Source organism: Clostridium sp. UBA1652, from assembly GCF_002320975.1.
Taxonomy (GTDB): domain Bacteria; phylum Bacillota; class Clostridia; order Clostridiales; family Clostridiaceae; genus Clostridium_T; species Clostridium_T intestinale.
In genome coordinates this window covers 1-22,142 of sequence record NZ_DCLI01000008.1, presented here as the reverse complement: position 1 = coordinate 22,142, position 22,142 = coordinate 1, and the positions used below count along the sequence as shown (strand labels likewise).

Sequence of the window (22,142 nt, the reverse complement as noted above, 5' to 3'; positions counted from 1 at the left end):
ATTAATCCAATTTATGAATTGTATAGCAAAAGGGGTATTTTCATATTTGAAAATACCCCTTTTGTCAACGGTCTGAAGTATAAAACCAATTAAAAATTGGTTTTATACTTAATTTTTCACACAATATTATAAAAATAAACTTATATTTTTAACTTACTTAAAAACTATACACCGTAGCTTTCTTTTTCTTCAATAAAACTATGCACCTTAGCTTTCTTTTTCTTCTATAAAACTATGCACTATAGCTTTCTTTTTCTTCTATTACTCCAAATTCACCATATGCACCTTTTCCATGCATAGTTACATCTAGACCATAATCTTCTTCAATATTTGTTGCCCTGAATACTGTAATTAATCCTATAACTTTTACTATTGCAAATGTTACTATAGCTGAATACACTATGGTTGCTGCAATACTTATAATTTGCGCTGATAAAAGAGTAACTCCACCACCGTAGAAAAGTCCATCTGCTCCAGCTGCATTAATTCCTGTTGTTCCGAATAGTCCTACTGCTATTCCTCCCCATATACCACCTATCCCGTGGCATCCAAATGCATCTAAAGCATCATCATAACCTAACTTTTCTTTTAAGAAAGTTACTGCGCCATAACAAATTGCTCCGCCTATAGCGCCTATAGCTAATGAAGCTATTGGTGTAACAAATCCAGCTCCTGGTGTTATCGCTACAAGACCTGCTACAGCTCCACTTATGAAACCAATAGCTGAGAATTTCTTAGTATGAGCATATTCAAATAACATCCAAGACAATCCAGCAGCAGCTGCTGAAGTATTAGTAGTTATAAAAGCATCTAAAGCTACATCATTTAAACCTAAAGCACTTCCTGCATTAAATCCAAACCATCCAAACCAAAGAAGTCCTCCTCCAAGTATTGTCATTGGTATATGATGTGCAGTAATATCTTTTATATTTTTTCTCTTACCTATAAGTAAAGCCACTACCAAAGCCGAAATACCTGAACTTATATGAACAACATTTCCGCCAGCGAAGTCTAATGCACCAAGGTTTCTAATCCATCCGCCAACTCCCCATACCCAGTGAGCTATTGGGTCATAAACTAAAGTGGTCCATGCTAATACGAATAGTATAACTGCTGGGAATCTCATTCTTTCAGCAAAAGATCCAGATATTAATGCAGGTGTTATAATTGCAAACATCATTTGAAATAACATAAATCCTTGATGAGGTATTGTAGCTGCATAATCTGCATTAGGTTCAAATCCTACACCATTTAACAAAGCATATTTTAAATCTCCTATAATTCCTCCAACATCATTTCCAAACACTAACGTATAACCTATCAATACCCATTGTATCGATACAAGTGCAATAGTTACATAGCTATGCATAGTAGTGCTTACAACATTTTTCTTTCTAACCATACCACCATAGAAAAGCGCTAAGGCTGGCGTCATTAACATAACAAGTGCCGTACAAACTAATACAAAAACTGAATCCGCTCCATTAAATTCCATATTAACATCCCCTAATTTAAATTAATATTTCTTTGATTTTATAATTTCTTGTTTATCAAATACTAAAAGATGAATTCCCATGGTTTAACTCAAATTTTGCATTTGTTTTCACTAAAAAAGAAAAAGACGCTTAATAGAGCTGTTGCTCTATTAAACGCCTTCGTTTAATATATTTCTATTATATAAGCTGTTAAAAAAAAAGCAATACACTTTTCAAAATTTGCAAAAGTTCATTTTGTAATCATTAACATTTGCAATTTGATTAATTTTTCTCTAATTTATTATCAATATTTTTAACTCCAAGCATTTTGTATATAATTATCGCTATAATAAACATAAATATGTTTATTCCTAAATTGATTTTATCAAAAGATTGAGGCATAACTAATAGTACTGCTAAATCTAAAAATACAAGTACTGTAAAAGCTCCTATAAAAGCTAAAATTACCGATACAACCTTTTTAATCCAAAGAAAATAATAATCTCTCTCTATTATATTTCCTTTTATTCTTTTCATTGCCTTGTAAGATAATAGCATTAATAAAGCACTAGAAGCCATAAAAAATGCTATACTTCCAAGTTGCATTCCTAAACTCTGAAGTTCTATTCTCCAATCAAAAGCAATAAAAAACACAAAATAATCTACTAGAAATGTACTTATTTTATTTAATAACCATTGAATAGGCCATAAATAGCTACTAATTAGAAGGTTAAATAATCCAAAAAGTAAAAACAAGCTATACTCTATCATAGGTAGCAATACCACTGCTATAAAATTATTTTTTATCAAAAATATAGATAAAAATCCTAAAGATCCTGCAGTAATAGATACCAAAGTAAATATTACGAAAAACATAATAACTCTAGATGCACCTATGGAATAACTTGAAAAAATATCACTATTAACAAAATAAGCCATTAATTTAAATAAAGAAATTATTAAAGTGTTTAGAGTTACCACAGAAATAAATGATAAATATTTAGTAAAAAATACTTCCTTAAAGCTATATGTGTTTTTATCAATGTCATTAAATAATTCTTTTTTGTCCTTAAACAAAAAAACTATAAATAATCCATATACAAAGTATAAAATACAAGCTTTAATTGGCGCTAAAGATAGATACTTTCTTATTAATACCTCACTTTCTGATATATTTTCTTGTGCTAAAAACATTGTATGAGTATTAGTTAAGAAAAAACTAATTACTACAATAAAAAACAGAGATAATAGAATAGTTTTTTTGTCCTTTAAAATTATTTCTTGGTTAATAAATTTTTTCATTTCTTTCCTTTCATTAATTGCTTCTATATATTGTATTAATGAAAGATTAAATTTATAATTTTTATTTATTTTTTGTAACACATTATTATATATTTCATATATTAGTTCTATAGGGATATACGTGATAGTGTCCTTATCAGGAACCTCTCAAGTTTGTTTCCTTTTCTTTTTTTGAATACCTCAACTCCCATCTATAAATAAACCTCAGCCAGTGGTTAATAATTAATCACTGGCTAATTACTCTTCAGAACTACTATTCTTTTATTATGTAATAAAAAGGTACTAGAACTTTTAATTCTAATACCTCAAAAATAATTTCTTATAAAAATAACTTAAATATAACCAAAAATATTACTCCTGGAATCCCAAAAAATCCTGCTATTAAAGCTGTAGTTGCATTTATTCCTATATACAGACCAAACGCCTGTCCAAAAAAATTGAAAATTATTAGTAATATTGCTCCTAATATACCATTTACTATTAATTTCATTAAAACCTTAAATGGCCATGAAAATATTTTAAATAGAAGTACTAATGCTATTAGTCCAATTACTCCATAAAGAATTTCTATAGGAAACATAATGACCCCCTCCTTAATTTAATTAACTAAGCTAGTTTCGTATATTTGTCCAAAATGTACTGGTTATCAACCTTTACGCCTCTTTCTTTGGCTTCCTTAATTAAAAAATCTAATCTTCTCTTAGCTGCCTGCTCTGTATATATGGCAACTTCAATTAAAGTTGGATTATTTACAGTTTCAAACATCATTTGCGCGGACTCTATATCTTTTATAGCTTTGTATATATCCTCTGTTATATTATCATACCTTAAATTCTCTTCCTTAGAAAATAATATTTTTAAAATCGAATTTTTATTCATACTATACCTCCTATAATTTTATCTTAATTATTGACAATAATTACAAGTTATATGCATAAATTTCTTGAATAGTTATTTTTAGTTTTGACATTAATCTTAATAAATTGTATTATTTACTCAACAAAATAAATGTTTTGTTGTATTTACTAAGGAGGATTGTATATGGGCAGAGATGCTAGTGAAAAAATTAAATATCTAACGCAACAAGAAGCGTCTAGACTTTTTAACTCAATTAAAAATTCTAGAGGTATACATTCAATTAGAGATTTAGCAATATTTAGAGTAGCTTATAGATGTGGCTTAAGGGCTTCTGAGATAGCATTATTAAGACTAGAAGACTACAACATCTCCAAAGGGGAGATTTATTGCAAACGACTTAAAGGAAGTAAAAATAATACTATAAGATTGGATTCTATTACTAAAGAAATTGTTGATAAACACATAACAATAGCTAATATACATATAGATAGTGAAGCTTTATTTAAGAGCCAAAAGGACAAACCTATTTCTAGACATACCTTAGACTACTTAATGAAAAAATATTGCGCAACTGCTGATATTGATGATAAAAAGAAACACCATTTCCATGCTTTAAAACATAGTACTGCTGTTCACTTGGCAGAATCAGATATGGATATAAAAGAATTACAATGGTGGCTTGGTCACAAATCTATTTCAAATACCGAAATATATTTTCAATTCACTACAAGACAACAAGAAAAGATGTATGCTAAATTAGAAGAAAAAAGTGAAATGGTCTAGCCTCTATACATTCCATTATAGAATATAATAAATTTGAGTATGATAATTCAACTTTATATTATCATACTCATTTTTTATATTAGTTATAGGTAGCCTTAAAATTATATACAGCTCCTAATAAGTTTGAATCATTAAAGTACTTACATACTTTTATATTAGCTCTTATATCTGCAATAGATATTCCTTCATGTATTATATCTAGCTTTTGTTCTATTCTTTCAACCAAATCTTTTCTTGCGCTTATAGCTCCCCCGATGACTATTATCTCAGGATCAAATGAGTATTGTAGATTATATATACATTTTGCAGTAGTTTCAAAATACTCATCTATAGCTAAAATTGCATCTTCATCTCCATTATCAGCTAATTCAAAAACTTTTTTACCATCTAACTCACTTTTATCTATTCCTTTAAGCTCAGCTGCTCTCCTTACAATCGCATTAGTAGAGCCTTTATCACTCCATGTTGAGAATTTCTTATTTTTAAAATCAGCTTCAGCTATCATAAAGCCAAACTCTCCACCATAAAGGTTTTTACCTGTATGAAGCTTTCCATCAACTATAACAGCCCCTCCTATACCTGTTCCACATACTACGAATAACACATTTTTACAACCTTTAGCTACTCCATTCCAAACTTCTGCTAAAGCGGCACAATTAGCATCATTTTCCATAGCCATTTTTAAGTTTGTACTATTTTCTATTAACTCCTTAATATTAGGTCCGTGTATATAAGGTAATGCACTAGCACCATTTATAAATCCTGTTTTATTATTAACTGCTCCTGGTGCACTAAGAGCTACCCCTACTAAATTATATTTAGGTTTAAATTCATTTGTCACTTCTGATATGTTTTTTATAAGCTCATCTAGATCTTTTTCACCATCACCACTATGTGGGGTTTTAAAAGATCCTTTTTCTATTATTTCAGCATTTTCATCTATTATGCCATACTTTACGGATCCTCCACCAATATCAAAAGTCATATAATAATTCATAGATTTACCCTCCATCTATTAAAAGTATATACTTATAATTCTATCATATTTGTAAACATATTCATATATCTTTTTAATAATTTCAAATTAAAACCATGTTCTTAGTTTATAATTATCTAAAAACATGGTTTCTATTATATTTGTTTTCTTCCTTCAAGTGCCTTGGATAAAGTGACTTCATCTGCATATTCTAAGTCTCCACCTACAGGAATACCAGCTGCTATTCTAGTTACCTTAACATCGAGTGGTTTAAGAATTTTAGCTATATACATAGCTGTAGCTTCACCTTCTATATTAGGGTTAGTTGCAACTATTACTTCTTCTATATCAGAATTCATTCTAGCTACAAGTTCTCTTATCTTTATATCTTGAGGACCTCTTCCCTGCATAGGAGATATATTTCCATGAAGCACGTGATATACCCCATTAAATTCTTTTACTCTCTCCATTGTCATTATATCTTTAGGTTGCTCTACTACACATACAACATTTTTTTCTCTACTAGGGTTAGAACATATAGCGCAAGGATCTTTATCTGTATAATTTCCACATACTGAACAGTATTTTATAGTTCCTCTAGCTTGAACTAAGGCTCTTGCAAAATCCTTAACCTCATCTTCTGGAAGATTTAATATATGTAAAGTTAATCTTTGCGCAGTCTTATTTCCAATGCTTGGCAACTTCGCAAATTCCTCTATTAATTTTTCTATAGCAATAGGATAAAAGTCCATTTATTTCCCTTCCTCTCAGAAACAATACAGGTGTGACTTAAAAATAATAAATCCTTAAGACACACCTAAATATTTCAACTTCTCATTCTAGTCTATTAAAATAGTCCTCCAGGCATTCCCATTCCGCCTGTTAATTTTCCCATCTTGCTTGATGTTTCTTCATCTGCTTTCTTTATAGCTTGATTTACAGCACTAAGAACTAAGTCTTGAAGCATTTCAACATCATCAGGATCTACTACTTCTGGTTTTATTTCTATGTGAGTTAACTCTTTTTTACCATTAACCTTAACTAAAACAGCTCCGCCACCAACTGTTGCTTCAAATTCAGCAACCTCTAAATCTTTTTGCACTTTTTCCATTTCTTGTTGAAGCTTTTGAGCCTGCTTCATTAAGTTATTCATATTTCCAAGTCCACCGCCAGGGAATCCACCTTTTGCCATGTCTTATCCTCCTTATAACAATAAATCTACTAATATTATATAGTATTTTATTTGACTATACAAACCTTTCCTTACTATTAAAGCATTTACAACTTTTATTCATCTAAAATTTCTAGAGCATCTTCTCCAATTGTATCTAAAAGTATTTCTTCAGTAGTTTTACCTCTAACTTCTTCAGTTATTACAGAATATTTAACCCTTACTCCATCCTTTAGAACTTCACTAAACACTTCATTTACTAATTTAGATGTATCTGGCTTTTCAAGCCTAGACTTATTAAACCCATATTGATCTTCATATTGAATTTCTATGACTCCATTATTACAAGACACTGGTTTTCCAGTACTAAGAGAAGCATATACAACCATAGCTCTTCTAGCTTTAAACCTCTCTAGTATATCTTTCCAAGCTCTCTTAACTTCATCTATACTAATTTTTGAATCCTCATTAAAACTAGTATTTATAGAAGCATCCTCTTTCTTTTCTGGTCTTCTAGTAACTTGAGCTACTTTAGATTCCTTAACCATGTCTGGTTCCTTAACTTCAGTTTTTGCTCTAACAGCTATCTTTCCGCTTTTTATAGCTTCTTCTATTCTATTTATTCTAGATATTATTACTTCTTTAGAAGTATCATATTCAATTTTACACATCTTTATAGCAGCTAATTCCATATAGAGTCTTGCCTGCTTACTAACCTTTGAGCTTTCCTCACACTCTTGAAGGATTCTTATGTCTCTCATAATCTCTTCTATTCTTAAGCGTTCTCCTTGCCCTTTTATTAACTCTATATTCTCTTCTGACATGTCTAAAACTTCTTCTGGATTATTTGTTACCTTAACCATAAGAAGGTTTCTAAAATGGCTTGTAAGATCTTTTATAAATAAAGACATATCCTTTCCAGAAAACACAATGTCCTCAATTACTCTCATAGTCTTTTCTATGTTTTTTTCTATAACAGCATCTGTTATCTTTAGTAAATGATCATTCGTTACAAGTCCAAGCATAGATACTAATTCATCATAATCAACCTTTCCATCTCCCATGGATATAGATTGATCTAATATACTAAGTGCATCTCTCATAGCCCCATCAGAAACTCTGCATATAAGAGCTAAACTTTTATCATCTGCAAATACTCCTTTTTCCTTTACTATCTTTCTTAGTCTATTTACCATGTGATTATTAGATATTCTCTTGAAATCAAATCTTTGGCATCTTGAAAGAATGGTAATAGGTAGCTTCTGTGGATCAGTGGTCGCTAAAATAAAAATAACATTGCTTGGTGGCTCTTCTAGAGTCTTTAAAAATGCATTTACAGCCCCAGTTGTAAGCATATGAACCTCATCCAGTATGTATATCTTGTACTTAGCTTCTTGAGGAGGATATTGAACCTCATCAATAATATCTCTCATATTTTCTACTTTATTTCTAGATGCAGCATCCATTTCACTTATATCTATAGCTAAACCCTCGTTTATCTTTACGCACATTTCACACTCATTACATGGTTCTCCATCTTGAGGATTAAGGCAATTTAAAGCCTTTGCAAAAACCTTTGAGGTAGAGGTTTTTCCTGTTCCTCTAGTACCACAAAAAAGATAGGCATGGGCTATTCTATTAGTTAATATCTGATTTTTTAATGTAGTTGTTACATGTTCCTGACCTATTATATCCTCGAATATCTTAGGTCTCCACTCTCTATATAAAGCCTTATAAGCCAACGTAACCCACCTCTCAATTCCTTTAATAATCTTCTTATATTATTATATCTTATTATTGACTTAATTACATCAATGAGAACAAAAGTTCAACAAAACAATTAAATTAATTTTACATAACCGCAGACTTATTATAAAATTAATGTAGGATTTTTAGAAATAAGAGAGGATGAATAATTAATGAGTCTTTATGATAAAAAATATTTAGCAATAGCTGAAGAAATTTTAGAAAATGGATACTTCGACAACAACAGAACAGGAATCAGAACTTATAAACTTCCCCATCAAATAATGCAATTTAATTTAGAAAAAGAATTTCCTATATTAACAACAAAATTTGTAGCTTTTAAAACTGCTGTTAAAGAACTTCTTTGGATATTTAAAGATCAATCAAATGATGTAAAGAAACTTCAAGAGCAAAATGTATCCATATGGGATGAATGGATTCAAGAGGATGGTACTATAGGAACATCTTATGGATGGGTAGTAAAAAAGTTTAATCAAATGGATAATCTTTTAGAAGCCTTAAGAAATAATCCTCAAGATAGAAGAATGATGATTAACCTTTGGCAGATTCCTTATTTAGATACCGCTCCACTTCATCCTTGCTGTTTCTTAACTATGTGGGATGTAACTGACGGAAAACTTAACTGTATGCTTGTACAACGTAGTGGAGATTGGGGACTTGGAGTTCCATTTAACACCAGCCAGTATGCAGTATTAGTTCATTTAGTAGCACAAGCAACAGGATTAAAACCAGGTCTATTTACTCATGTAATTAACAATGCTCATATATATGAAAATCAAGTAGAAGGTCTTAAGATTCAACTAGGAAGGGCTAATGAAGCTTATGATGCACCTAAACTTTGGATTAACCCTGAAATTAAAAACTTCTACGATTTTACACCTGATGATATTAAACTTGTAGATTATAAACATCATCCTTCAATTAAGATGGAAGTTGCTGTTTAATAGACTATCAATAAGGAGTCTCCAAGAGGCTTCTTATTTTTTTATACAAAACTCTTAATTATAAGAATTTTTCTTCTTTTCTTCCATTCTTCCATTCTTAGGAATTTTAACCTAAAATCTCTTTCTACAATACTTTTCTGACAAAATTAAAATAAATTTAACCTAAATTACTAGTTTTATAAATTTAATACTGTTTGCTTTTTTATTCAGATATACCTTGACAGGCGAGGTATATATTTATATTATATAACTATAGAGACGATATACTGCAAAGGAGGAAACTATGTCTATTGCATCAGATTTGATTAGAGGTCATACAGAGACCATTATTTTATCTCAATTATTAGAAAAAGATAGCTACGGCTATGAAATAAATAAATCTATACAAATGAAAACAAATAATGAATATGAGCTAAAAGAAGCAACTTTATATACAGCTTTTCGTAGATTAGAACAGGCAGGTTTAATAACTTCTTATTGGGGAGAAGAAAATACAGCCGCCAGAAGAAAGTACTACTCAATAACGAAACTTGGGCGTGAATCTTATACTTATAATAAAGCGGAATGGGAAAGAACAAAAAAACTAATTGATAGTTTAATTTAATGGAGGGGTTATTAATGAATGATAAACTTTATAGATACGTTAACAACTTATTTGAAGATGCACCTAAAAACAAGAAAACTTACGACTTAAAGGAAGAACTACTTTCAAACTTAGATGCAAAATACACTGATTTAATGTCAGATGGATATCCAGAAGATGAAGCTTGCAATATTGTTATTTCAAGTATAGGAGATGTTGATGAGTTAATTAATCGCCTTAACTCTCCAGATGAAGTTAACTCAGATTTAATTGATGAAAGAAAAAAGAAATCCGCTTTATTAGTAGCTGTAGCAGTTGGATTATATATTTTGAGTCCTTGCTTTGTAATAATTTTTGATATTCTTTCTTTAGATGAGAATTTAGGAGTTATACCAATGTTTATATGTATAGCGATAGCTACTGGAATTCTTATATATAACGGAATGACTAGTCCTAAATATTTGAAAAAGGATGAAACCTTGGTTGAAGAATTTAAAGAATGGAAAGCTGCTAACTCAGAAAATGTACGAATTAAAAAATCAATTACTTCTGCTATGTGGATTACAATTGTAGCTATATATCTTGTTATAAGTTTTTACTTTTATGCTTGGTCGTTCTCTTGGATAATTTTTGTCATAGGTGCTGCAATTGATCAGATTATTTCAGCTGTCTTTGACTTAAAGAAAAGGAGGTAGTTATGAATAAAAAGTTTGCTATAGCAAGAATAATTGCTTCTTCTATATTGGCTATTGTATCTTTATTTATATTAGTGTCTTTAATCCTTGGAAACTTTAGTCCTACGGACTTTATATTTAGATTAAATAGTAAGTATACTTCTACAAACGAGCAAACAGCTTCTATTGATTCTATTAGTAAAATAGACTTAAGAAATTTCGGAAGTGAACTAGTAACTATATACCCTACAGATTCTGATGAAGTTAAACTTTTGCAAAGCTCAACTACTACTCTTAAAAATGAAGATTTAATTTCTATTTCAAAAGAAGGTAATTCTCTTATATTTACTAAGCCTAATAAAATCAGATTCTTTAGTGTGAAGATTTTTTCTCAGAAAATAGATTTATATATACCAAAAGATTATTCTGATGATTTATCTATATCTATGTCCTCTGGTAAACTTTCAATGGAGGATCTAAATTTTAAGAATTTAGATGTGTATCTTAGTTCAGGCACTTGTGATTTAAAAAATATAACTGCTGAAAAGACAGATTTGAGATTGTCTAGCGGTACTCTTAATGGGAACGCTATTAAGTCTAACCTCATGACAACAGATATTAGTTCTGGTAAGTTAGCGGTAGAGGGAGAATTCTCTAATATAGATACTCAAACCTCTAGTGGTAGCACAAAAATATCTAGCAAAATAACTCCTGAAACCTTAACTTCTAAAGTATCTTCTGGTAAAACAGATATATCAATACCTGATAATAATGGTTTTGAAGTTAGATATAAAAGATCTTCTGGAAGTATAGTATTGGACTTCCCCCTATCCGACTTTAATAAAGATAATAAAAGTGGTGTTGCAAAATATAAAGATGGAGGTAATACTTATAATCTAAGTGTTTCTTCTGGAAAGCTAACTTTAGGAAAATTATAATATTATAAGTGGCTAAAAACTAAGTGAAAATTTAGTTTTTAGCCACTATTTTTATATAATCTAAAGAATTTCTTAAATATACTAACTTATTAATAATTTCTTTAGGTTTCTTAAGGTTTAATTATAAGCCTCTTTAATAATTATTTGTAAAATTGCCTTATTGAACTTATTCTCACAAGGAGCAATAAGGCTAAAATCTTGCCACTTTGGGCTAGATATCAGATAAATATTTAGGAGGTATAAACTGTGAAGAGGTATAATAAGAGAAAGAGAGGTAATAAAAAAGTATTTTTATTAATATTACTACTGATACTAATATTAATTAATTTTCCTAAACACTTAATAAAACCCTCTATGAACAATTCAAAGGATTATTCTAGTATTTTGTTGCTTGTAAATAAAGATAATAAATTGGATAAAGATTATAAGCCTGATGACCTAACTATACCAAATGTTAATTTTTCCCCAAACTCAATTGAGGAAGAGCATTTTTTGAGAAAAGAAGCCTCAACAGCTTTAGAGGAATTATTTAATGCCGCAAAAAAGGAGAATATTTATTTATACTCCTTATCTGGATACCGCTCCTATTCTACTCAGAAAGCAATTTATGAGAGAACTATTAAGCAGCAAGGTAGAAAACATGCTGACGAATACGTAGCGAAACCAGGATACAGCGAACATCAAACAGGTCTAGCTATGGATGTAACAACTAAGGATTCTTATGTGGTTTTTGAAAACACTCCAGAAGCAAAATGGCTATCAAAAAATGCTTATAAGTATGGTTTCATTATTAGATATCCATTAGGGAAAGAATCTATTACTGGATATAGTTACGAGTCTTGGCATATACGTTATGTTGGGAAAAAGGCTTCAAAAGAGATATTTACTAAGGACTTAGTATTAGAACAATACCTAGAGAAATAATTTTGTATTATAATCTACTGGGGTGATAAAATTGAGAGAAAAAATTTTACTTGTAGACGATGACAAAGAAATATTAAACCTTTTAAAAATATATTTGGGTAATGAAGGTTACTCAATCCTTAAGGCATCAGATGGATACTCTGCTTTACATATGTTAAGTAAAGAAACTCCTCATCTAGTAATTTTAGATGTAATGATGCCCGGTATAGATGGTATAGAAGTATGTAGAGAAATACGTCAAACTATGAATATACCAATAATAATGCTCAGTGCTAAGGGACAAAATACGGATAAAATCACCGGTCTTTTAACAGGCGCTGATGATTATATAACTAAACCTTTTGATCCCTTAGAATTAGTGGTTCGTGTGAAAACATTATTGAGAAGGACTTATTTATTCAATAACTCCTCTGAAATAAACAAAGATGATGATTTATTAGAGCTTGGTAATTTGTCTATTAGGAAGTCCACACATTTTGTTTCCGTAAATGATAACGAGATAACCTTAACTGCTAAGGAATTTGATATACTGATTCTTTTAGCTACAAACCCTAGTAGAATCTTTTCTAGTGAAGAAATATTTGAAAAGATATGGAAAGAAAAGTATTATCAATCAAATAACACCGTTATGGTTCATATAAGCAATCTTAGAGATAAACTTGAATATTATACCGAAGGTGAAAAAATCATTCATACTGTTTGGGGGGTGGGATATAAAATTGAAAAAATCTGATATTTATAAACATGAATTACTATTATTATCTATGTTTATTTATCCAGTATTGCTTACTGGTTTAATTTTTCTAATGTCCTTAATTATTTGGAAAGCTTTTTTATTTTTTATAGTTAGTGATAACTCAACTTTAACAATGTATATATATAAATTTAGGTTATTATTGAATGTTGATTTGATTAAAAATATCTTTGCAATCTTTATATTCCTTTTTAGCTTTCATATGGTTTCCAAAAATAAGATTATATACTTTTTAGAAATAAGCAATCAAGTAAAGGATATGTCTAATGGTAATTTTAAAGCTCGTATTCCCATAAATTCAAAACTTTCACTAGGAGGTTTTGCTAAAAATATAAATACCATAATGAGTAAATTTAATGATGCTATTTTAGAGGAACGTAAATCTGAGCAGACTAAAAGAGATCTTATAACTAACATCTCTCATGATTTGAGAACCCCTCTTACTTCTATAATAGGATATTTAGAACTAGTTGATTCAGATAAATATAAAGATGAACTTACCTTAAGGCACTACACTAATATAGCCTACTTAAAATCTAAAAGATTAAAATTTTTGATAGATGATCTTTTTGAGCTTACTACCTTAAATAATTATGGACTCAAACTATCTAAAGAAAATATAAATCTAATAGAGTTATTAAATCAAATTACTCTTGAGAATAGATTGAATTTTAGAAAAGCTAATATGGAGTGCAGATTATATTTTCCTGATGAAAAAATCTTTATATTCGGGGATGTAAATAAATTAGTAAGAGCTTTTGAAAATCTTATAACTAATTGTATAAAACATTCTAAGTCTAGTCCTTTTATAGACATATACGTACATAAAGATCTTGATAAAGTAATTCTTAAATTTATAAATTATGGTGAACCTATACCAGCTATAGACATCCCCTTTATATTCGAGAGATTCTATAGAGTTGAAAAATCTCGTTCAGAAGAATCTGGAGGATCAGGCTTAGGCCTAGCTATAGCTAAAAATATTATAGAACTTCATGAAGGAAATATAACTGTTGAAAGTTCTATAGAAGAAACCTCATTTATTATAACTTTTCCCATTAGCTCTACATAGAAAAAAGACTCACTATACTAGAGAACATAGTGAGTCTTTTATGCTTATATATAATATTCTACTGTTAAATTAAGGGTTTCTAAAATAGCGTCTGCTTTTTTATCTGAGTTAAATTCAGCGTCATCTATATATAGAGAAAGTGTTGGATAATCTGATTTTTCATATAGATATTCCTTTGCATTATCATTCTTAAATGCATTAGGATTTCTCTTTTTGCAGATTTCACTAGGAGCTTCTACATATATTTCTGTATAGCTGTCTTTACCTATGATATCTTTTGCGTATTCCCTGTCTTCTTTAAATCTACTTACTGCTGAAACTATTGTTATTGTTCCACTGTCTGCAAAAAGATTCGCTACTTCTGCAATTCTTCTTGTTTGTTCATACGCATCTTTTCTATCAAAGGCTAAGTCTGAACTTAAGCCAAATCTTAAGTTAGATGAATCTAGATAATACACCTTTTTACCTAAATCAAATAATTTCTTTTCAAGCTTAACTGCTATTTCATTTTTACCACAGCCAGGAACCCCTGTAAGCCATATTACTTTTCCTTTTTGATTAAGCTTAGCTTCTCTTTCTTTTCTAGATACAAGTCTTTTTCTAATTGCTAAATTATTAGTTTTAAGTTCTTTAATTTCTCTTCTTAAAGAATCTTCAACTCCAGATATAATTCCACCACCGCTTACATCATATCCATCTACAATTACAAATCTTCCTGTAGCTTGAAGTTTTGTAAATTCATCAAAGCATATAGCGTGCTTTGTTTTTATTGTTACTTCTGCTACGTCATTTTTATTGATTTCTGCTAAATCAGCCTTGCTCTCTAATGTAGCTGCATCAATTATCTTATTTACTGATAAAACTTCGAATTCTACTTCATCCGTAGTAATTTTAAGTTTATATTTTTTATTTGCAACGAGTGGAGTTTTTCCAAGCCAGAATATATTTGCATTAAATACATTGGCAACTGTAACAGGATCATCTTTATGGCAGATTACTTCTCCTCTTTTATTGAAGAATTCATCTTCAACCGTTATTCCTACAGACATTCCGGCTGTTACTTTATCTGTTTTATCTTTTTCTTGCCAGTATTCTATAGTTTTAACCTTTGTAGTTTTTCCGCTTGGATATATAACTATTTCATCTCCAGCTTTTAGTGTTCCTGCTTCTAATCTTCCTGCTATAATTCTTCTTGTATCAAATTTATATACATCTTGAATAGGGAATCTTAAGCCTTTACGTTCAATTCCTTGATCTTTCTTTATACTGTCCATAGTTTCTAGGATTGAGCCACCTCTATACCAAGGAATATTTTTAGCCTTTGAAACTATATTTTCTCCATAGAAGGCTGATATAGGAATATACCTTTCTGGATATATGTTTAAGTTATTTAGGAATTCATTAAATTGAGCTTGTATCTCATTAAATCTTTCCTCTGAATAATCAACTAAGTCCATTTTATTTACTGCTACATATACTTTCTTTATTCCTAAAAGTGAAAGTATGTATCCATGCCTTTTTGATTGCTCTTGTATACCCTCTTTAGCATCTACTACTAGTATTGCAGCTTCTGCACTAGCTACTCCCGATATCATATTCTTTAAAAATTCTTTATGTCCAGGTGCATCTATAATTACGTAATCTCTTTTTTCAGTAAAAAATTGAAGCATTGTTATATCTATTGTTATACCTTGCTTTTGTTCTTCTTCAAAAGCATCTAAAAGGTAAGCATATTCAAAGCTCTTTCCCTTCTCTGCTGATATTCTTTTCACCTTCTCTATAGCCCCTGCTGGAAGTGAATCTGTATCATAAAGAAGTCTACCTATAAGGGTTGATTTACCGTGATCTACGTGTCCTACAACTACTATATTTAAATTTTCTCTTTCCTTACTCACTATGTTGCCCCCCATTCCTACATGTATCCAAGTTTTCTTAGTTTTTGTAATGCATGTGCATCTTCTTGGTCTTGTGCTCTACCTGATCTTTCAGTTTCTTTTGTATTTTTAAGTTCTTCTATGATTTCGTCAATAGTAGTAGCATTTGAATCTATAGGGTTTGTACATGGAGCACAACCTAAGCTTCTATATCTCTTACCATCTTTAGCAAAGTATAAATCAATTAGAGGAATATTTTCTCTCTTTATATATTCCCAAACATCAAGCTCAGTCCAGTTCAAGATAGGATGCACCCTTATGTGGTTTCCTTTTCTGAAATCTGTCTTAAATTGATTCCATAATTCTGGTGGTTGATCAGTATAATCCCATTCTGATTCAGCATTTCTTTCACTAAATATTCTCTCCTTAGATCTTGAACCTTCCTCATCTCTTCTAACCCCAACTATAAGTCCATCAAACTCTTCTCTTTTTGTGATTTCATTAAGAGCATCTGTTTTAAGAGCTTTACAGCATACTAATCTTCCTTGTTCTGGTCCCATTCCTTCTGCTAAAGCTTTGTGATTTGTGTTTACTATAAGATTAAGATTATATTCTTTTGCTACCTTATCTCTAAACTCTATCATTGCTGGTATTTTGTGAGTTGTATCTACATGTATTAATGGAAACGGACAATTTCCATAAAAGGCTTTTTGAGCAAGCCATAACATTACTGTAGAATCCTTACCTATTGACCAAAGCATACCTAACTTTCCTAAATGTTTATATGCTTCTCTTAATATATAAATACTTTCTGCTTCTAATCTATCTAAATGATCCATTTGATAGCCCCCTTCTTATTTAACTTCTAATCCACACTTATATCTAATATTTCTTTCTAACTTTTCAAACACTAATTTATCAAAAACAAATCCCAATAGTATTATTACTATCATAATAGCCATTACTTGGCTTATATCCCCAAGTTCTCTCCCAACTGTAAGGACCTGTCCCAGTCCCTTAGTTGCTGACATCATTTCTCCAGCCATTAAAGCTCTCCAAGCAAATGACCAACCTTGCTTCATCCCAGATATTATAGCCGGAAGTGCTGATGGAATTATTACGCTCCAATATAACCTAAAGCCTTTTGCTCCCATAGTACTTGCTGCCTTAACATATATAGGATTAACATTTTTAATTCCTGATTCTGTAGCTATGGATATTGCAAATATTGATCCTATAGCTATAACAAATATAATTGCCTGCTCATTTATTCCAAACCAAAGGATTGAAAAAGGTATCCAGCATATACTAGGTAGTGTTTGAAGCCCTAATATCATGGATCTAAAGTTTTCATCCAAATATTTATATCTTACAATTAAAAGCCCTAAAGCTATTCCCACTATTAAAGATATTAAATAGCCTATAAAAAGCCTCTTTATACTAGCTGCTATAGCTATAAACAAAGTATTATCACTTATAAGTTCTCCTAAGGTTTTGGCTACATCTATTGGAGATGGGAAAATATATGGCTTCCATATCTTAAATACATCTACTCCCAGTTTATAAACCAGCTCCCAGATCATTAGTAGAATCATATAAAATGCTACTTTCTTTAATACTCCAATCACTATCGTATTCTGCTTTTGCAACCTTCTCCACCTCCTCTTTAAGTTCTTTCATGATTTCAGCGGTTACTGCTGCAACATCTAGATTTCCTTCTTCTCTAGGTCTTCCAAGCTGTATCTTAAATTCTTTTTTTACTCTGCCAGGGTTAGCTGCCATTACAATGACCCTATCTCCTAGTAAGACAGCCTCCTCAACGTTATGCGTAACAAATATTATAGTTTTTTTAGTTTCCCACCATATATTTTGAAGTTGTAATCTTAAAATACTTTTAGTTTGAGAATCTAATGCCGAAAAAGGTTCATCCATAAGTAGTACATCTGAATCTAGAGTCAATGCTCTAGCTAAAGCTATTCTTTGCCTCATTCCTCCTGATAGTTCATGTATATAAGAGTTTTGAAACTTACTTAAATGCACCATTTTTATATACTTTAAAGCCTTCTCTCTTCTTTCTACTTTTGGAACTCCAGCTACCTTCATTCCAAATTCAACATTATCCATAACCTTAAGCCAAGGAAATAATGCTGATTCCTGAAACATTACGGCTCTATCTGGTCCAACACCTTTTATTTCTTTATCATCTAAAAATAATCTGCCTTCAGTAGGTTTCTCAAGCCCCGCAATTATATTTAACAAGGTGGATTTTCCACATCCTGAAGGGCCTAAAAGACATATAAATTCTCCCTTTTTGAAGGTGAGATTTATAGTATCTAGGGTGTGTGTATCTTTATGCTTCGTTATAAACCTTTTGCTTACTGCTTCTATTCTTAAACTCACCTTGCATCCCCCTTAAGTAGAACTTTATTAAGTATATCTAATTCAAACAAATTGCTTCCTTTATACTCTTCCTTTATGAAACTCACCTTCAAGGACAGGTCTATCATTTCATCCATGATTTCTGGATTTGGGTCATTTGTTACTGTAATTCTACTGAAGGCTTTTTCTAATACATCTTCATCTAAAGCCTTTTTAGTTAAATTTTTTATTTCCCCATTAACTAAAGAAGCTGCCTCTTTTTTATTGTTATTTACATAGCTTGTTAGCTCTACATGAGCTTTTAAAAAATTCTCCACTACATCTGGATGTTTTTCTAAAAATTCCTTACGGGCAATGACAACTGTCGTAGGATATTCTCCATTTCTCCATATATCGTTATAGTCTAGAACTAAATTAGCTCCTACTTCTTTTTGTAATCTAGCTCCCCAAGGTTCTGGAACTAAAGCTCCATCTATATCTCCTTTATCTAAAAGAGTTTTTATGTCTGCATTAGTAGCCTGAACTACATCAACAGTTCCACCTTTAGTTGTTTCCATTAATCCATTTTCTCTTAATAGATATCTAAGACATAAATCCTGAGTATTTCCATACTGAGGTATCGCTATTCTCTTCCCATCTAAATCTTTAACAGTTTTAATATCAGAATTTTTTTTAGATACTAAAATAGCTCCAGCATCTGTAGAACCAGCAATAATAACTACATCTCCTTTGGATTTTGTAAATCCATTTATAGCTGGTCCAGGTCCTATAAACCCTAAATCAAGTTCTCCAGCTAGAAAAGCCTCTATTTCTGAAGAACCTGCATTAAATTGCTTCCAATCAATAGTAATGTCACTTCCTAAAGCTTTCTGATAATCTCCTCTGTTTTTACCTATCAAAGCTTGTGAATGAGTAAAATTTGCAAAAAAACCTACTCTCACAATAGAAGAATCTTCATTACTTTTTTTAGAATCACAGCCTGCTAACATTGCAAGGATAAAAATAAAACTTAAAGCTAGGCTTATGGTTCTTCTCCCCATGCTGTTCCCCCTTCTTAGATTTTATAATCTAATACTTGTTAGATTCTTTTCTATTTGTTGTTATAACTTTTTCATTTCCATTTTTGTCTACTATATGCCAGTGAAGATCTTCTTTCTTCTTATCAACATAAAGATAAGCACCTTTTCCACCTATATCTTCACCTAAATAATATTCTATAGCCTTTACTGGACATTCTTTTAAACATGCTGTACAACCCCAGCAGTCTTTTTCATACTTAATATATGCCTTGCCTTCAGAGTCTCTATATATTAAGCTTCCAGGACAAACCTCTAAGCATTTTCCACATTTAATACATGTTTCTTTACGAATTCTTATGCTCATAATTTTCATCCTTTCCTACTATATCTCTTAAAATAATCTCTATAGCCCCATCTTTATATACAGAGTTTACATACTTAAACCAGTTATTATCGTCTCTTTCAGGAAAATCAATATTCTCTTCATAACATCTCCATCTAGTCTCTTCTCTTGTTAATAAATGTTCTATAAGCACCTCTGAAACCTGAAGTCTATCTATTATTTCATATATAAATAGAAGCTCATGTAAATCATTAGCCTTTAATCTATTAACTTTTTCAAACAGCTCTTTAATTTTAGTTTTAGCTATAGTTAAGCTTTCTTTGCTATATCTATAGTATTTAGATATTCCACCTGCATACTCATCCATTATTGTCTGCATTTCTTTTTCTAAGTCTTCTATAGACATGCTAACTTCTTCATTTAAGAAAAATTTATTTAACTCTTCAAGCTTACTATTAATTTCACTATCAGCTAAAGTTTCTAACTGTTGCTTCTTTATATACTCTAAGGCATCCTCAGATGCTATTTCTCCCTCAACAAAACATCCTGTAACATACTTCTTAGGGCTTCCCCCAGTCACATCTCCTGCTGCATATAACCCTTCTAATGTACTCTTCCTATTTCTATCCACCCAATAACCACTAGCTGTATGCCCACCAACTATATATGGCTCAGTTCCATCTATCTCAACATTCTCTGTAGATGGTGATGTATTATTTTCAACCCACTTTAAAGTTTGGCTAGGAGCCATATTAAGATAAGCCTTTAATAAGTCCATTTCCTGCTCTTCTGATATACCTTGAGTTTTAAGGTAACATGGTCCAAGTCCCTGCATATTCTCCATTAAGGTCGAATGAAGTCTATTTATAGTAGTAGGATCTCCATACTTTCTAACATAGGTTTCTCCACTGCCATTTATTTGTGGAGTTCTTATACCTTGAGCGATAGTTCCTGTAGGAGCTATAGTATCCTTACATCTTAAAGCTATAAACCTCATCTCAAAGGTAGTCATTTCAGCTCCAGCTCTTATTCCCATAGCATATCCCGCCCCAGTATTAAAAGGGCTGTACCACATTTTGTGTCTTGAAAAGCCTGCATTATTAGGTTTATATATCCCAGCAGCTCCGCCTGTTGCACAAATAGTTGCTTTGCTATATATCACATAGAAAATATTTTCTTTTATAGAGAATCCGTAAGCACCTATAACCTTATTATCCTTCACTATATAATCAGTTATATTAACTCCATTTAGAACTTCTATATTTTCTCTCTTAGCTAGTTGTTGTGCTAAAAGTGGTTTTATATTTTCACCGTTTATTTTTATACTTCTCTTACCTCTTGATTGATAATTGCCCTTATCATCTTTTAATATAGGAAGTCCATATTCTTCTACTTTTTTAGTTACACTATTTAGTCTCTCTGCAATTGTGTAAACTAAATCCTCTCTAATAACACCGTAAAACTCCTCTTTTACGTAGTCTAAAAATGATTGTGGCGTTTCTCCATCAACTATATAAGCATTTAATGCATTAACTCCAGCCGCTAGACAACCACTTCTTTTTATATTTGCTTTTTCAGTTACTAAAACCTTTATTGATTCATTTTCACTAGCCTTTAAAGCAGAGAAGCAGCCCGCTGCTCCTCCCCCTATTATTAAAATATCCGTAGTTAAAACCTTAGTTTTTAGTTCCATAAACCCTCCTCTAGATAAGCTACTAACTTATCTACACATTCGTCTAAAGTATTTAAATGGGTTGATACCACTATTTCTGGGTTTATAGGACTTTCATAAGGTGAATCAATTCCAGTGAAATGTTTTATCTCTCCTGCTCTAGCCTTTTTATAAATTCCTTTAGGATCTCGTTTCTCGCATACTTCTATTGGGCAGTCAATGTATATCTCAACAAAATCTTTTCCAAGTAGCTCTCTTACCTTTTGTCTATCTTCTCTAAATGGAGAAACAAAAGTAGCTATAGTTATCACTCCAGCATCCACAAAAAGCTTAGATATTTCTCCTATTCTTCTTATATTCTCTACCCTATCTTCATCTGAAAAACCTAAATCCGAATTTAATCCATGCCTTACATTATCTCCATCTAGGGTGTAAGTCAGTTTTCCCATATCATGAAGCCTCTTCTCTAGGCTTGATGCTACAGTAGACTTTCCTGACCCAGATAGACCAGTAAACCATAAAACAACTCCTTTTTGTTTTAATAGCTCTTCTCTATCTTCTCTAGAGACATTCATTTTGTGCCATACTACATTAGTTGATTTTTTCTCCATCCTATCACCTTGTATAATGAACA

The 22,142-nt window shown here is 31.0% G+C and carries 24 protein-coding genes; 8 read left to right on the top strand and 16 right to left on the bottom strand.

From position 1 onward, the window contains the following. Positions 1-232 precede the first annotated feature (232 nt). The 4 genes from B3N22_RS01250 to B3N22_RS01235 form a co-directional block, all read right to left on the bottom strand. Positions 233-1,495: an ammonium transporter gene (locus B3N22_RS01250; protein ID WP_286904262.1), complete on the bottom strand. Its 1,263-nt coding sequence runs from the start codon at positions 1,493-1,495 to the stop codon at positions 233-235. 262 nt (positions 1,496-1,757) lie between these two features. After that, entirely contained in the window at positions 1,758-2,777 is a 1,020-nt protein-coding gene (locus B3N22_RS01245) for a hypothetical protein (RefSeq protein WP_238905171.1), read from the bottom strand. Positions 2,778-3,096: 319 nt separating this feature from the next. Further along, complete coding sequence (locus B3N22_RS01240; protein ID WP_238905173.1) at positions 3,097-3,357, bottom strand: pro-sigmaK processing inhibitor BofA family protein; 261 nt, start codon at positions 3,355-3,357, stop codon at positions 3,097-3,099. Positions 3,358-3,383: 26 nt separating this feature from the next. Next, a complete protein-coding gene (locus B3N22_RS01235) occupies positions 3,384-3,656 on the bottom strand; it encodes a DUF2508 family protein (RefSeq protein ID WP_021803885.1) in 273 nt (90 codons plus the stop codon). Positions 3,657-3,818: 162 nt separating this feature from the next. On the opposite strand from B3N22_RS01235, the gene B3N22_RS01230 reads away from it, so the two are divergent. After that, positions 3,819-4,418 carry a tyrosine-type recombinase/integrase gene (locus B3N22_RS01230; RefSeq protein ID WP_021803886.1) on the top strand — a complete coding sequence of 200 codons (600 nt, stop codon included), beginning with the start codon at positions 3,819-3,821 and terminating at the stop codon, positions 4,416-4,418. 79 nt (positions 4,419-4,497) lie between these two features. Here B3N22_RS01230 and B3N22_RS01225 read toward each other — a convergent pair whose 3' ends face one another. From B3N22_RS01225 to dnaX, 4 genes are all read right to left on the bottom strand, one after another. Further along, the gene (locus tag B3N22_RS01225) at positions 4,498-5,415 is read right to left on the bottom strand and encodes an ROK family protein (RefSeq protein ID WP_286904257.1); all 918 of its coding nucleotides are present in this window, start codon (positions 5,413-5,415) and stop codon (positions 4,498-4,500) included. 134 nt (positions 5,416-5,549) lie between these two features. Beyond that, entirely contained in the window at positions 5,550-6,146 is a 597-nt protein-coding gene (recR, locus tag B3N22_RS01220) for a recombination mediator RecR (RefSeq protein ID WP_238905178.1), read from the bottom strand. A gap of 95 nt (positions 6,147-6,241) precedes the next feature. Next, a complete protein-coding gene (locus B3N22_RS01215; RefSeq protein ID WP_073021619.1) occupies positions 6,242-6,586 on the bottom strand; it encodes a YbaB/EbfC family nucleoid-associated protein in 345 nt (114 codons plus the stop codon). A gap of 95 nt (positions 6,587-6,681) precedes the next feature. Next, entirely contained in the window at positions 6,682-8,307 is a 1,626-nt protein-coding gene (gene dnaX, locus B3N22_RS01210; protein ID WP_286904252.1) for a DNA polymerase III subunit gamma/tau, read from the bottom strand. A gap of 177 nt (positions 8,308-8,484) precedes the next feature. On the opposite strand from dnaX, the gene B3N22_RS01205 reads away from it, so the two are divergent. The 7 genes from B3N22_RS01205 to B3N22_RS01175 all read left to right on the top strand — a co-directional run bounded on the left by B3N22_RS01205 (position 8,485) and on the right by B3N22_RS01175 (position 14,221). Continuing rightward, entirely contained in the window at positions 8,485-9,276 is a 792-nt protein-coding gene (locus B3N22_RS01205; RefSeq protein ID WP_286904250.1) for a thymidylate synthase, read from the top strand. A 283-nt stretch (positions 9,277-9,559) separates the two neighbouring features. Next, positions 9,560-9,880 (top strand): PadR family transcriptional regulator, encoded by a 321-nt coding sequence (locus tag B3N22_RS01200; protein ID WP_021803892.1) that lies wholly within the window; start codon positions 9,560-9,562, stop codon positions 9,878-9,880. A 14-nt stretch (positions 9,881-9,894) separates the two neighbouring features. Then, on the top strand, positions 9,895-10,554 hold the full coding sequence (locus B3N22_RS01195) for a permease prefix domain 1-containing protein (protein WP_286904248.1): 660 nt from the start codon (positions 9,895-9,897) through the stop codon (positions 10,552-10,554). Between the two features lie 2 nt (positions 10,555-10,556). After that, positions 10,557-11,471 (top strand): DUF4097 family beta strand repeat-containing protein, encoded by a 915-nt coding sequence (locus B3N22_RS01190; protein WP_286904246.1) that lies wholly within the window; start codon positions 10,557-10,559, stop codon positions 11,469-11,471. A gap of 246 nt (positions 11,472-11,717) precedes the next feature. Continuing rightward, entirely contained in the window at positions 11,718-12,395 is a 678-nt protein-coding gene (locus tag B3N22_RS01185) for a M15 family metallopeptidase (protein ID WP_286904245.1), read from the top strand. 31 nt (positions 12,396-12,426) lie between these two features. After that, a complete protein-coding gene (locus B3N22_RS01180) occupies positions 12,427-13,128 on the top strand; it encodes a response regulator transcription factor (RefSeq protein ID WP_073021632.1) in 702 nt (233 codons plus the stop codon). Beyond that, positions 13,115-14,221 carry a sensor histidine kinase gene (locus tag B3N22_RS01175; RefSeq protein ID WP_286904242.1) on the top strand — a complete coding sequence of 369 codons (1,107 nt, stop codon included), beginning with the start codon at positions 13,115-13,117 and terminating at the stop codon, positions 14,219-14,221. The genes B3N22_RS01180 and B3N22_RS01175 overlap by 14 nt, the downstream gene beginning before the upstream one ends. Positions 14,222-14,265: 44 nt before the next feature. On the opposite strand, the gene B3N22_RS01170 is transcribed toward B3N22_RS01175, so the two are convergent. Genes B3N22_RS01170 through cysC form a run of 8 tightly spaced genes read right to left on the bottom strand, consistent with a single transcriptional unit; the run spans position 14,266 to position 22,119 of the window. Beyond that, complete coding sequence (locus B3N22_RS01170; protein ID WP_286904241.1) at positions 14,266-16,116, bottom strand: GTP-binding protein; 1,851 nt, start codon at positions 16,114-16,116, stop codon at positions 14,266-14,268. 17 nt (positions 16,117-16,133) lie between these two features. Then, positions 16,134-16,934 carry a sulfate adenylyltransferase subunit CysD gene (gene cysD, locus B3N22_RS01165; RefSeq protein WP_021803899.1) on the bottom strand — a complete coding sequence of 267 codons (801 nt, stop codon included), beginning with the start codon at positions 16,932-16,934 and terminating at the stop codon, positions 16,134-16,136. Between the two features lie 15 nt (positions 16,935-16,949). Then, positions 16,950-17,744, bottom strand: coding sequence for an ABC transporter permease (locus B3N22_RS01160; protein ID WP_073021640.1), 795 nt, complete (start codon positions 17,742-17,744; stop codon positions 16,950-16,952). Then, positions 17,656-18,495: an ABC transporter ATP-binding protein gene (locus B3N22_RS01155; RefSeq protein WP_286904237.1), complete on the bottom strand. Its 840-nt coding sequence runs from the start codon at positions 18,493-18,495 to the stop codon at positions 17,656-17,658. The genes B3N22_RS01160 and B3N22_RS01155 overlap by 89 nt, the downstream gene beginning before the upstream one ends. Continuing rightward, a complete protein-coding gene (locus B3N22_RS01150) occupies positions 18,492-19,514 on the bottom strand; it encodes an aliphatic sulfonate ABC transporter substrate-binding protein (RefSeq protein WP_286904235.1) in 1,023 nt (340 codons plus the stop codon). Before B3N22_RS01150 ends, B3N22_RS01155 begins: the two co-directional genes overlap by 4 nt. A 28-nt stretch (positions 19,515-19,542) precedes the next feature. Beyond that, positions 19,543-19,857, bottom strand: coding sequence for a 4Fe-4S dicluster domain-containing protein (locus B3N22_RS01145; RefSeq protein ID WP_286904233.1), 315 nt, complete (start codon positions 19,855-19,857; stop codon positions 19,543-19,545). Next, complete coding sequence (locus B3N22_RS01140) at positions 19,838-21,529, bottom strand: adenylyl-sulfate reductase subunit alpha (protein WP_286904231.1); 1,692 nt, start codon at positions 21,527-21,529, stop codon at positions 19,838-19,840. The genes B3N22_RS01145 and B3N22_RS01140 overlap by 20 nt, the downstream gene beginning before the upstream one ends. Beyond that, entirely contained in the window at positions 21,520-22,119 is a 600-nt protein-coding gene (gene cysC / locus B3N22_RS01135) for an adenylyl-sulfate kinase (RefSeq protein ID WP_286904263.1), read from the bottom strand. The genes B3N22_RS01140 and cysC overlap by 10 nt, the downstream gene beginning before the upstream one ends. Positions 22,120-22,142 lie beyond the last annotated feature (23 nt).